The 12391-nt window shown below is 50.1% G+C and carries 12 protein-coding genes, 1 tRNA gene, 1 pseudogene and 1 riboswitch; of the genes and pseudogenes, 11 read left to right on the top strand and 3 right to left on the bottom strand.

Annotation, left to right across the window (positions count from 1 at the left end; translation table 11 throughout):
* Positions 1 to 81: 81 nt before the first annotated feature.
* Complete coding sequence (locus ACJMLT_RS07245; RefSeq protein ID WP_405728729.1) at positions 82 to 726, bottom strand: ECF transporter S component; 645 nt, start codon at positions 724 to 726, stop codon at positions 82 to 84.
* A gap of 198 nt (positions 727 to 924) precedes the next feature.
* A riboswitch (FMN riboswitch) is annotated at positions 925 to 1058 on the bottom strand.
* A 172-nt stretch (positions 1059 to 1230) separates the two neighbouring features.
* Here ACJMLT_RS07245 and ACJMLT_RS07240 point away from each other — a divergent pair.
* From ACJMLT_RS07240 to ACJMLT_RS07225, 4 genes are all read left to right on the top strand, one after another.
* A tRNA-Lys gene (locus ACJMLT_RS07240) sits at positions 1231 to 1303 on the top strand.
* 103 nt (positions 1304 to 1406) lie between these two features.
* Complete coding sequence (locus ACJMLT_RS07235) at positions 1407 to 2396, top strand: hypothetical protein (RefSeq protein ID WP_405728726.1); 990 nt, start codon at positions 1407 to 1409, stop codon at positions 2394 to 2396.
* Between the two features lie 111 nt (positions 2397 to 2507).
* Positions 2508 to 3983 (top strand): PEGA domain-containing protein, encoded by a 1476-nt coding sequence (locus tag ACJMLT_RS07230; RefSeq protein WP_405728723.1) that lies wholly within the window; start codon positions 2508 to 2510, stop codon positions 3981 to 3983.
* 36 nt (positions 3984 to 4019) lie between these two features.
* Positions 4020 to 5750, top strand: coding sequence for a phospho-sugar mutase (locus tag ACJMLT_RS07225; RefSeq protein WP_405728720.1), 1731 nt, complete (start codon positions 4020 to 4022; stop codon positions 5748 to 5750).
* 152 nt (positions 5751 to 5902) lie between these two features.
* Here the strand turns inward: ACJMLT_RS07225 and asnB are convergent, their stop codons facing one another.
* Complete coding sequence (gene asnB, locus ACJMLT_RS07220; protein ID WP_405728717.1) at positions 5903 to 7720, bottom strand: asparagine synthase (glutamine-hydrolyzing); 1818 nt, start codon at positions 7718 to 7720, stop codon at positions 5903 to 5905.
* A gap of 92 nt (positions 7721 to 7812) precedes the next feature.
* Positions 7813 to 9471: a 4-alpha-glucanotransferase gene (gene malQ / locus ACJMLT_RS07215; RefSeq protein WP_405728714.1), complete on the bottom strand. Its 1659-nt coding sequence runs from the start codon at positions 9469 to 9471 to the stop codon at positions 7813 to 7815.
* A 236-nt stretch (positions 9472 to 9707) separates the two neighbouring features.
* Here malQ and ACJMLT_RS07210 point away from each other — a divergent pair, with 236 nt between their 5' ends.
* The 7 genes and pseudogenes from ACJMLT_RS07210 to ACJMLT_RS07180 all read left to right on the top strand — a co-directional run.
* Entirely contained in the window at positions 9708 to 10055 is a 348-nt protein-coding gene (locus tag ACJMLT_RS07210) for a hypothetical protein (protein WP_405728711.1), read from the top strand.
* Positions 10056 to 10126: 71 nt separating this feature from the next.
* On the top strand, positions 10127 to 10483 hold the full coding sequence (locus ACJMLT_RS07205; protein ID WP_405728708.1) for a sulfite exporter TauE/SafE family protein: 357 nt from the start codon (positions 10127 to 10129) through the stop codon (positions 10481 to 10483).
* Complete coding sequence (locus ACJMLT_RS07200) at positions 10480 to 10863, top strand: sulfite exporter TauE/SafE family protein (RefSeq protein ID WP_405728705.1); 384 nt, start codon at positions 10480 to 10482, stop codon at positions 10861 to 10863. The genes ACJMLT_RS07205 and ACJMLT_RS07200 overlap by 4 nt, the downstream gene beginning before the upstream one ends.
* Positions 10850 to 11026 (top strand): hypothetical protein, encoded by a 177-nt coding sequence (locus ACJMLT_RS07195; RefSeq protein WP_405728702.1) that lies wholly within the window; start codon positions 10850 to 10852, stop codon positions 11024 to 11026. Before ACJMLT_RS07200 ends, ACJMLT_RS07195 begins: the two co-directional genes overlap by 14 nt.
* A 91-nt stretch (positions 11027 to 11117) precedes the next feature.
* Complete coding sequence (locus ACJMLT_RS07190) at positions 11118 to 11420, top strand: hypothetical protein (RefSeq protein ID WP_405728699.1); 303 nt, start codon at positions 11118 to 11120, stop codon at positions 11418 to 11420.
* A 10-nt stretch (positions 11421 to 11430) separates the two neighbouring features.
* Positions 11431 to 12132, top strand: coding sequence for a TIGR01906 family membrane protein (locus tag ACJMLT_RS07185; protein WP_405728696.1), 702 nt, complete (start codon positions 11431 to 11433; stop codon positions 12130 to 12132).
* Positions 12129 to 12391 (top strand): annotated as a pseudogene (locus ACJMLT_RS07180) (hypothetical protein); the annotation flags it as partial. The gene ACJMLT_RS07185 and the pseudogene ACJMLT_RS07180, both read left to right, overlap by 4 nt.

The following is a 12391-nucleotide window of genomic DNA, read 5'->3' as shown; positions in this document are numbered from 1 at the left end:
CCCAGCTGTTCCCACAGGAGGGCTTTTGCCTGTTCAAAAGTTAAGTTTTTATCCATGCTGAATTTCATATCGATTTCTCCTTTATGCCTTTGTCTGTTCTGCCGTTGCTGCCTTTGCGCCTGTGCCGTTTCCGTGCAGGATGGGACTCAGGCGTTTATATAATACCAGTGCGCCTACGGAATTGATGCCGCATTTGATCAGGTTAAAGGGAACGATGCCGAAGAAGGCCAGCGTTGCGGCGTTCTGTACCAGAGGGTTGGCTTCTGTACACATCTGAACGAAGTAGCTCATTTCCTGCCCCATCAGTGCCATGTAGAAGGGGATGATGATGAACAGGTTGGTAAAGACTGCCAGCACACTGCAGACCACAGAACCGATGAACATACCCCGGATGGCAGTTTTTTTGCTTTTATTGCGGTGATACAGGATCACGGGGGGCAGTACGTAAGCGCAGCTGAGGATCACATTCTGCAGTTCCCCTGTGAAGGCGGAAGAGGTACCTTCCGTTGCCAGTTTCAGCAGGATCTTTACCAGAATGATGAAGAATGCCTGCAGAGGGCCCATGGCGAACCCGCCCATCAGTTCCACCAGACCGCACAGGTCAAAATTCATGAAGGGCGGCATGAAGGGCAGGGGAAAGTCGATGTGCATCAGCACACAGCAGATGGCGCCCAGCATTGCGATCAGAGTCAGGTCACGGGTTTTGAATTTCTTTTGGGTTTTCATTGTTTCATTCCTCCAAACAGATTTAGATCATAATGTGTTGAAATAGATGTCTGAAATATGTGGGGAATTCTTCTGAATGGTCATTGGTGCTGAAACAGGAAAAGCCCCTGAATCGAAATTCAGGGGCATTGCGTACAGCAAAAGAGCACCATGCAGGCACGCAGATTTTCCGCGCGAAAAAAACGCCTGAACAGCACCAGTTTTCTTCTCTCATCCGGACTGTAACCGTCGGTTCTGGAATTTCACCAGATCAGCCTTAACCTTCCAAAGAACGTTAAGGGTCGCGGACTTTCACCGCCGGTAGGGAATTTCACCCTGCCCCGAAGAATCACCATATATTTATGCATTTACCATAGCACAAAAGACATTTGTATGCAATAGGCGTTCAATATTTTTAATATAATCCATGAAGCCATCGAGTTATTGAAAAACAGGTGATTTTTCTGAAAAATAGATTGACAGATAAAAAACTTGGTGTTAGAATATTTTTTGCAATTGTGATGTGCGCCTTTAGCTCAGTTGGTAGAGCAACTGACTCTTAATCAGTGGGTCCAGGGTTCGAGTCCCTGAAGGCGCATTTTTTTCTTTTTGAGACCTTGCAGGAAATGCAAGGTCTATTTTTTTATTTTCCCCCATAGGATGTTCCAGAGGAAGTTTGTCGGGAAGCAGGGGGAATGAGGATGGAAGACATCAATGAAAAAATATTGTGGGAAGGCTATGGACTCCGATTTCGGGGCGGCATGCGGACGCGGACAGGGCTGATCTGCCGCACAGATCAGGGGCTCAGGGAACTGAAAAAGCCCAGAGGCAGCGCGGAAAGCCTGCGGCTGGCCTTTGATGTGAAGGAACAGCTGCAAAAAAACGGCTTCCATACGATCAGCCGTTTTTATCCGGCTTTGGACGGAGAACCTTTTTACCGTTATGACGGAGTGCTGTATGCACTGGAAGATGTGATGCCCGGAGAGGCGCTGGCGGAGGAAAGCGCAGCGGCTTTTGTGCGGGGAGCGGAAACCTTGGGGCGGATGCATCGGGCGGCTGTCGGGTTGCACAGCGATGCGGCCCACTGGGACAGAGAACGGCTACCGGGGCTTTATGCCAGAAGGAGAGCAGAACTGGCTAAGATCCGCCGCCGCAATGACAGACGGGGCAATTATGATGCTATCGACCTGCTGCTGCTGCGCCAGTATGATCGCTTGATGGGACAGGTGCGGGAAGCGGAGGAACTGCTGCAGGAAGGCGGCTATGGGGAGGTGCTGGACAAAGCGGCAGAGACGGGGGCTTTCTGCCACAATGCCTACAAGGGGGAAGCTCTGCGGGTCAGCGAAAAAGGCGAGATCTTTGTTGGCAGTTTTGACAAATGCAGCAGTGAACTGCCGCTGGCAGATCTGGCGTATTATCTGCGGCGGTATTTCAAAAAAACAGAAGGAACGGCGGCGGGGGTAGCGGCTATGTTGGAAAGCTATGGAAAATACATGCCCCTTTCTGCCGATGATCTGACCATCCTGCAGGGAATGCTGGTCTATCCGGAAAAATTCCTGCGGCTGGTCAATGAATATTATAATCGCCGCAGAGCCTGTGTCTCTCCTGCCATGCAGGAACGGCTGGCGGCAGCCGCCCGGGAAGAAGAAAAGGGCCGCATCCTGAAAGACATCATCGAAAAAGGCTGTTAAGGATGTTTCCTTGGCAGCCTTTGCTGTTTTTTCTTGTTGCAACTTCACGGGAAAAGAATTACAATAAAAGATGAGGAACTCCGCAATTTTTCCCCGAAGGAGGAGAAAGCAATGAAGGACTATCACTTTCAGGAAAATGATCAGGACTTTGGCCTGACCGTGAGACTGGATGATATAAATGAACAAGTGAAGCAGCTGCAGAAGGAGCCTGCAGAAGAAGACGAACTGGGCGATGCCAGTGAATTTCTGAACGCCTTTGAGTCTGAAAAATTTGATGTGCCCGACCGGGAGTTTTCGGAAGAGGAAGAACTGGGGGATACCAGACAGACGATCCCTGTACAGCCGATCAAAAACCAGCCCGTACCTCCGGAGGAGGAAGAATGGGAGGAGTATGACGAAGAAGAACGCTTCGGAATGAGCAAAAAGACCATGGGGCTGATCGTAGCTCTGGGGGTGCTTGCCTGCATCATCGGTTTTTCTCTGGTGCGCTGTGGGTTCCATCCTGCGGCATCTCCTGCAAAGCCTTCCGGACAGGCTTTCCCCATGCTGGTGGAAAGTGTGCTGGACGAAGGTGAAGCGTTGGTGTATGATATCACCGAAGAACGTCGGAAAACACTGCTTCTGACTGAAGAAACGGAAGTTATCGATGAACAGGGACGCACGGTTGCCTATGGCGGCGTGGAAATGGGCGACCTTGTTATGGTAGAATTGGATAAGGACGGCGAAACGGCTCGTTCCATCGACTACAGCAACGCAGCTATCCAGACCGTGGAAGGGACGGGGCTGCAGGCGGATACGACGAAAAGTCGTCTGATCGGAGATGAGGATTCCTATATATACGGCGAAAAAGCGCTGTTCCTGTATGATGGGGAAGAAATTTCCCCCAAAGACCTGGAACCCTGCGACCTGCTGGAACTGAAACTGGTGGAAGATGTGGTCTGGTCTGTGGAAGTTTTGGAATATCACGGTTATATCGAAGTGGAAAATGCCAAAAATATCAAAGACGGCGAATTTCAGCTGGATGCGGAGGAACCCCTTCCTCTGACAGAAGGCATGAAGGTGGCTGTTCGCGGGGGTCAGCATGAGGTGACCGTAACAGGCTCCAATATCGAGACCAGAAAAGATACCCTTTTTGTGAAGGCGGGAGAGGATTTTCTGTATGACCTTTCCAAAGCTCAGGAAAAGGTGGGCGTCATTATCGTGAATGCCAATGTCAGCAATTATAAGCTGTACATCAACGGCACACTGGCGGAAAGCCCTGCGGTTCTGCCCATGGGGGAATATGACGTGGTCATTCTGAAAAACGGCTATACGGAATGGAGCCAGCGTGTTATGCTGGATAAGGACAGCCTGACGCTCAATGCAGAACTGGCAAGAGACATGCAATATGGTACATTGACCGTGACGGCGGATGTTGACGGCGCATGGGTCTATATCAACGGCGAGGAATACGGCGTTGCCCCCATGCAGGTGAACCTGCCCTACGGTTCTTATAACGTGCAGGTGGAAAAAGATGGATACAGTACGTTCCGACAGAGCGTTTCCATCCAGAGTACGACTGCATCTTTACATGCAACATTGGAGTAAAACAAAAGACAACATTTTTAAGGAGGAAAAAATAATATGGAAGACTATCGCGTAAGATATCAGCAGTGGCTGGAAGATCCCTTTATCGATGAAGAAACAAAAGCGGAACTGAGAAGCATTGCGGATAACGAAACAGAGATCAAGGAACGTTTCTTTAAAGAACTGGAATTTGGTACAGGCGGCCTGCGCGGCATCATCGGCAACGGCTCCAACAGACTGAACCAGTACACAGTAGGGAAAGCTTCTCAGGGCCTGGCAAACTATATCCTGAAAGAAGGCACACAGGACAAGGGCGTAGCCATTGCTTACGATTCCCGTTTCATGTCCCCTGAATTTGCAGAGGTTGCAGGTCTGATCTTTGCTGCAAACGGTATTCCTGCCTTCGTTTATCCTTCCCTGCGTCCCGTTCCCATGCTGTCCTTCGCAGTCAGAGAACTGGGCTGCACAGCAGGCGTTGTGCTGACAGCATCCCACAATCCCCCTGAATATAACGGCTACAAAGTATACTGGGCAGACGGCGCACAGGTAGTAGCTCCCAGAGATAAAGGCATCATCACAGAAGTAAACGCTGTAACAGATTTCGGTCAGATCAAGAGAATGGACAGAGCAGAAGCAGAAGCGAAAAAACTGTTCAACCTGATCGGGGAAGAAGTGGATGAGGCGTTCGATAAAAACGTACAGGCTTCCCTGATGAACCACGAAATGATCCAGCGCATGGGTGATAAACTGAACATCGTTTACACACCTCTGCATGGTTCCGGTAATCTGCCCGTTCGCCGCAATCTGGAAAAAGCAGGTTTCAAAAATGTTTATATCGTAAAAGAACAGGAAGCACCCGATTCTTCCTTCTCCACTGTAGACTATCCTAACCCCGAAGATACAAAAGTATTTGCAATGGCACAGGAACTGGCTGCAAAAGTGGATGCGGATATCCTGATCGGTACAGACCCTGACTGTGACCGTGTAGGTGCTATGGTAAAAGATGATAAGGGCGAATTTGTTGCCCTGACAGGTAACCACGTTGGCGCACTGGCAACAGAATATATCCTGAGCCAGAGAAAAGCTCAGGACAGACTGCCTGCAAACGGCGCGGTTATTAAGACCATCGTTTCCACAGAAATGATCACACCCATCTGCGAAGCTTACGGCGTAGAAAAAATGGACGTTCTGACAGGCTTCAAATTCATCGGTGAAAAGATCAAAGGCTTCGAAGAAACAGGCTCTCACACATATCTGTACGGCTTTGAAGAAAGCTACGGCTGTCTGGGCGGCACATACGCAAGAGACAAAGATGCTGTTTTTGCTGCAGTTCTGGTTTGTGAAATGGCAGCATACTACAAAGAAAAAGGCATGACACTGTATGAAGCGCTGCTGTCTCTGTATGAAAAATACGGCTACTTCCGCGAAGGCGTAAAATCTCTGACAATGAAAGGTCTGGAAGGTATGGAACGTATCGCCCTGATCATGAAAACATTCAGAGAAAACACACCTGCAACACTGGGCGGCTTCAAAGTAGTGGTTGCAAAAGACTATAAAACACAGGTATTCAAAAACCTGGTGACAGGCGAAGAAAGCGGTAGCCCTCTGCCCGTTTCCGATGTACTGCATTATACACTGGAAGACGGCACATGGGTATGTATCCGTCCTTCCGGCACAGAACCCAAACTGAAATTCTATATCGGCGTAAAAGCAGACAGCCTGCAGGCTGCAGAAGAAAAAGTTGCAGTGCTGGATCAGGATATCGACGCGAAGATCGCAGCGATTTAAGGCAGGGTTCCACCCCGCCACCCCGTTCGCTTTTTGAAAAAAGCGAAACCAAAAACTTTAATTAAAAAAGACGACCATTTGGTCGTCTTTTTTGCGTATAGGGGTCAAGGGGTATTATACCCCTTGCGTGGGTTCGGGAGTGGAACTCCCAATTAGAAGAACTGTTTATGCCATACGAGGAACATATAAACGGTCCAGATCTTACGGCTGTTGTCCGCCTTGCCTGCCTTATGGTCATCCAGATATTTCATGATCTCTTCTGTCTTGAAATATTCCTGTGCCGCAGGGCTGTGGAAGGCTTCTTTGACGATATTGTAATATTTATCTTCCCTCAGCCATACACGGATAGGTACGGGGAAGCCCAGTTTTTTCTTTTCTGCAACCATATCGGGCAGGTAGCGGTGTGCCGCCTGTCTCATGGCGAATTTTGTGTTTTCCTTTGTTACCTTGAATTCTGTAGGTACTTTTCTTGCCACGTCGAATACTACTCTGTCCAGGAAAGGTACACGCACTTCCAGAGAGTGTGCCATGGACATCTTGTCGGCTTTCAGCAGGATATCGCCGATGAGCCAGAAGTGGATATCGATGTACTGCATTTTTGTTACATCATCCAGATGTTTCACCTTATCATAGAAAGGTTTTGTCAGCTGGGTATGATGGAATTTGCCTGTGGGGTTTTTCAGGATACGTTCTCTTTCCTGTTCATTCAGCATGAAGGCATTCCCGATAAAACGTTCCTGCAGGTCTTTGCTGCCGCGGATCAGGTAGTTTTTCCCTTTCATTTTAGGCAGTTTCTGTGCCATTGCACCCAGTGTTTTTCTCACGGGGCGGGGCAGGCGAGTCAGAGGCAGCAGATCGTGGGGTTCACGATAGATATTGTAGCCACCGAAGAACTCATCGGCACCTTCGCCGGACATGGATGTTTTCACATGCTGTGCCGCTGTGCGAGCAACGAAATACAGCGCGATGGCAGAAGGGTCAGCCAGAGGCTCGTCCATGTGGTACTGTACATTGCCGATGGAATCCCAGTATTCCTGTTCGGAGATCAGGTGGCTGTAGTTATCGATCTCGATTTTTTCAGACAGTGCCTTTGCGTAATCGATTTCGTTGTAGTTCTGATAGTCGAAACCAACGGTGAATGTTTTGTCGCCGTTGAAGCAAGCTGCCACATAGGAGCTGTCAACGCCGCTGGAGAGGAAGGAACCAACCTCAACATCAGCGACTTTGTGTGCCTGAATGGAATCCTGCATTGCTGCATCGATCTCATCCACCCACTGATCCAGTGTTTTGCTGTTGTCTGGTTCGAAAACGGGTTCCCAGTAACGTTTGATGTCCAGTTTGCCGTTTTTGAAAGTGAAGCAGTGGGCAGGCATCAGTTTGAAAATGCCTTTGAAGAAGGTTTCTTCCAGAACGCTGTACTGGAATGTCAGATAGTTTTCCAGTGCCACGGGGTTCACTTCTTTTTTCACTGCGGGGTGTTCCAGAATGGATTTGATTTCGGAACCATAGATGAAGTTGCCGTCTGCCAGCGTATAGTAGAAGGGTTTGATGCCGAAGAAGTCGCGGGCGCCGAAGAGGGTTTCGTTTTTCTTGTCCCAGATAACGAAGGCAAACATACCGCGCAGTTTCTGCAGGATCTCTTCGCCCCATTCTTCGTAGCCGTGGATCAGAACTTCCGTGTCTGCGCGGCTGCCCATCACATGACCCTTTGCTTCCAGTTCTTCTCTGATTTCCTGATGGTTATAGATTTCGCCATTGAAAGTAATGACCATATCTTTTGTTTCGTTATAGATAGGCTGATGACCGCCTTCCAGATCCACGAAGCTCAGTCTGCGGAACCCCATGGCGATGCCTGTATCGATATGGGAGCCGCCGCTGTCAGGACCGCGGTGGACGATCTTGTTTTTCATTTTTTCCAGAATTTCTTCGGGCGTAGCGATCTGCCCGGTAAAGCCGCAAAAGCCGCACATAATTTATTTCCTCCTTAAATAAGGTAAACTTACAAAAGTACTACCTTTAACTGTAACAGAAAAAGGGTGGAAATGCAATAAAGTCATGTGGTTTATCTGCAGGATTCCTGTTCTTCTGCTGCAATTTCTTCTGTTTCCGCTTCTTCTGTTTTTTCGATGAAAGGTTTCTGATTTCTGCCAAAGAGTTCGGAAGTATATTTCAGGCCGTCGGTAAAGCCATCCCACCACTGGTCGAAGGAGAAGGAGAAGCCCCAGTTGCCTGTGGCAGTGCCGGGAATATTCATGCGGTATTCTGTGCCCAGTGCCAGTACATCCTGCAGGGGGATGATGGCCAGATCGGCGGGGGAGGACAGGGCAAGGCGGATGAAGTCCCATGCCACGTTGGAGCCGTCTGCGTTCAAATAACGGCGGTAATGGTCTTTTTCTGCTTCGGTGGCTGTTTCGTACCAGCCTTTTGTGGTGTCGTTGTCGTGGGTACCGGTATATACCACGGTGTTTTTATCGTAGGCATGGGGCAGATAAGCATTGTTTTTATCCTGACCGAAGGCGAACTGCAAAATACGCATGCCGGGCAGGCCTGCAAAGGCGCGCAGAGCCGCCACTTCTTCTGTGATGATGCCCAGATCTTCTGCGATCAGGGGCAGGTCATCTCCCAGTTTTTCCTTCAGCAGGGCGAAGAATTTTTCGCCGGGGGCTTTTGCCCATTTGCCGCCGCGGGCATCTTCTGCGCCGAATTCCACTTCCCAGCAGGATTCGAAGCCGCGGAAATGGTCGATACGCAGGATGTCTATGTCTTCCAGTGTTTTCTGTACACGGGAGAACCACCATGCGAAGGATGTTTTTTCGTGCTGTTTCCAGTCATAGTGAGGGTTACCCCAGAGCTGGCCTGTTTCGCTGAAATAATCGGGGGGCACACCTGTCACGCAGGTAGGGAAGCCCTTGCTGTCCAGACGGAACAGCTTCTGGTTTGCCCATACGTCAGCACTGTCATAAGCTACGAAAATAGGTGCATCGCCGATGATGGAGATGCCTTTTTCGTTGGCGTATGCCTTCACTTCCTGCCACTGTTTTGCAAAAATGTACTGCAGGAAAGTTTCTTTTTCAATGGCGCCTGCCAGTTCTTTTCTCCATTTTTTCAGGGTCATCACGTTGCGTTTGCGGATGGCCTTGGGGAAGGATACCCAGTTTGCGCCCACATAATACTCCTTCAGCTGGGTTTCTGTCAGGGCAGTTCCTTCGCATTCGGCAGAGAAGACATCAAAATTTTCTGTTTCTGTTTCAGCCATACGCTCTGCACGGAAGTGATTTTTCAAAGCAAGATAGAGGGTGTAGTCATCCAGCCAGTAAGCATTCTTTTCGCAGAATGCTTCATAGCCTGCGGGTGTTTCGCCTGCCTTGAAGTTCTGATATGCCTTTTCCAGCAGAGGCAGTTTGATTTCACGGGCCTTGGCATAATCTACCCTTGCGGCGGGGGCAGCAGCGGCAGCCTGCAGGTCTTCTTCTGTCAGAAAGCCGTCTTCCGCCAGTTTTTGGGGGCTGATGAGAAGGACGTTGCCGGCGAAGGCGGAACAGCTGCAGTAAGGGGAGCCGCCGTCATCGGTGGGCACAAGGGGCAGCACCTGCCACAGGGTCTGGCCTGCCGCCTCCAGTTTATCGATGAATGTATAGGCCGCCTGACCCAGATCGCCTACGCCAAAGGAAGAAGGCAGGGAGGTGGGATGCAGCAGCACACCGCTTTTTCTTTTTGTCATAATCTTGCACACTCCTTTATTGAAAAAGATGGAAAATCATCGGGTTTTCTAAGGATTTAGTATACCAATGTTTTGGGTGACGCACAAGGTTTTCGGTGGGGCATTTTCTGCCATCCCTGCGGTCAAAAACGGCATTTTCTGGAGGATCTGCCAGTGAAAACTGTGGTTTTTCCTGCGGAAATGACAAAGACTAAAAGGGCAATGCAGATTGCGAAAATAAACGCGGGAGGGATTTTATGTTTGGCAGAAAAACAGGCTTTCTGGCGGCCGTGATGATGGCGCTGGCGTTGTTCGGCGGCTGCGGTGCCGATGGCAAGGTGGATGAGACACAGGCAAGGAACTGGTATAACGAAATGACGAAAAACGGTTCCCTTGTCAACGATACGAACCCGGATGGGTACGGCATTTATTCCGGCGGGCCCAACTGGACAGACAGCAACAACACAGAACGCAATACCTACGGTATGCGGACGGACAACGGCACAAACAGGGACAATACTTTGGGGCAGGATATCCGCAATGCATGGGACAACGTGAAAAATGATGTGAAAAACATGGGCAATGACAACAATCACGGGAAATAAGGAAAAGGGGCATGGCGAATGGGCTATGCCTCTTTTTGCCATACTAAGGGAGAAGGGAGGGATGTTTCACCATGGGAAAATGGAAGAAACTTCTGGTCGGGCTGGTCACAGGCTTTGCCAACGGACTGTTTGGTTCCGGGGGCGGCACCATCGTTGTGCCTGCCATGGAGCGGTTCCTTGGGGTGGAGGAACACAGGGCTCACGCCACGGCCATTGCCATTATTCTGCCCCTGTCGCTGCTTTCTCTGGGGATCTATTTATGGAAAACGGGGCTTTTTGCAGTATGGCAGACGGCTCTTTGGGCATCGGCAGGGGGACTGGTGGGCGGTATCGTGGGAGCAAGGCTGCTGAGCAGGGTCAGCGGCATCTGGCTCCACCGTATTTTCGGAGGATTTATGATTGCGGCGGCTGTGAGGCTGATCTTATGATGTGGGTAGTCCTGACGGGCTTCTGTGCCGGCATCGTCAGCGGCATGGGCATCGGCGGCGGCACCATACTCATCCCCGCTCTGCTGTTTCTGACGGAGATCACCCAGCAGCAGGCACAGGGGATCAACCTGATTTATTTTATCCCCACAGCACTGGCCGCCCTCATCACCCATCAGAAGAAAGGCAGTCTGGACTGGAAAACGGCAAAACCGCTGGCGGCCATGGGGCTGGCAGGGGCGGCGGCAGGGTCTTTTCTGGCCGTTTCTCTGGAATCGGAACTGCTGCGGAAGATTTTCGGCGGCTTTCTGCTGCTGATGGGGTGCAGTGAAATTTTCAAAAAAGAAAAGGACAAAGGAGAGAAGAACCATGCAGAAAGATGATTTTATCAAACTGAAACTGAAATTTGCCCAGACGGATCTGAGCGGAAAGATCGCCATTTACACGGAGACCCCCGACCTGAGCGCATCTCAGTATAAAGAACTGCTGCGGATGTATCCCATCGATCATCTGAATGAACTGGAACAGGCGCTGGCCAGATTATAAATTTTCGGTTTCGGCGGTTTTTTGATATGCCAGCCTGAAATTTTATGCTATACTATAAACTGTATCAATCTATGCGAAAGGAGGAAGCAGTGTGAAACTCATCGACAATTTATTCGTGGCAGGAAATGTGACAGAACTGGAAACGGTCATTTACAGCCTGCGCCGCAGCATTCCTGTGCTGCATCTATGCTGCATCGTCCTTTTCGAGGATAAAAACAGACTGGAGATCCTTTCTTCCCGCGACCTGTTCCATGAGCGGAACAAAAACCGCCCCGGCCGGATTGCCGGCATTGCCATGGGCAGAAGAGCGGCCATCGATCTGCTGTGTTTTATGACAGAGGATGCGGTGAAGGACGGCAGGAATCCCGCCGATCCCGGAGAACTGATCTTATAAGGGAGGAAATATGAAAACAACATCTGTGTATCCCCTTCTGGGGCTGATCGCCGCTTTTTGCGTGACCCTTGTTGTCCTCATCACTTCGGTGGAAGTGGTGGTGTATTTCCATCCCGATTATTTTGAAAAAGAATATACGAAATACAACGTGCTGGAGAAAGTCCCCATGGAAATGGAGGATCTTCTGACGGTCACCGATGAAATGATGGATTACCTGCGGGGAGACAGAGAAGACCTGGTGGTCAATACCCTTGTGGACGGCGAAGAACGGGAGTTTTTCAATGCAAAGGAAAAACGCCACATGGCGGATGTACAGGGGCTGTTTCTGGGAGCCGTGAAACTGAGAGAAGGTGCGGCGCTGCTGGCTTTGCTCTGTGGGGCATATCTGCTGCTGAAGGAAGAGGGGCAGACACTCCTGCGGATGCTGCAGTGGGGCATCGGGCTTTTCATCGGCGCCATGGCAGGGCTGGCAGCCCTCCTCTCCACGGATTTTACGAAATATTTTACGACCTTCCATCTTATCTTTTTTGATAATGATGACTGGCTTCTGGATCCGGAAACGGATCTGCTTATCAATATCGTGCCCGAAGGCTTCTTTCGGGATACGGCGTATGCCATTGCGTTTCTGTTTTTAGGGGTCTGCCTGCTTATATGGCTGGCGGCGGCCTTCCTGCGCAGAAGGGCAAAGAAACAAAGGAATGAAACAATATGAAGGCTTTACTGATCTTACTGGGAATTTTAAAATGGCTGGGCATCCTGCTGCTGGCCCTTCTCATTCTCATCCTGCTGATCGTGCTTGTGGTGATGCTCTCACCCATCCGATACAGAATGGCAGGGGAGAAGAAGGAGGAGATCCGCGGTGCTTTTGGTGTGTCCTGGCTTTTTGGCGCAGTAAAGGCGGATGGCAGCTATACCCCTGCGGAACAGCTGAAACTGCGGGTAAAGGTGCTTTGGTTCACTCTCTTGGGCGG

The organism is Anaerotignum sp., assembly GCF_045122575.1.
In the GTDB taxonomy this organism is placed as follows: domain Bacteria; phylum Bacillota; class Clostridia; order Lachnospirales; family Anaerotignaceae; genus Anaerotignum_A.
Note: the sequence above shows the minus strand (reverse complement) of the source record. Positions and strands in the feature narration are given on the sequence as shown.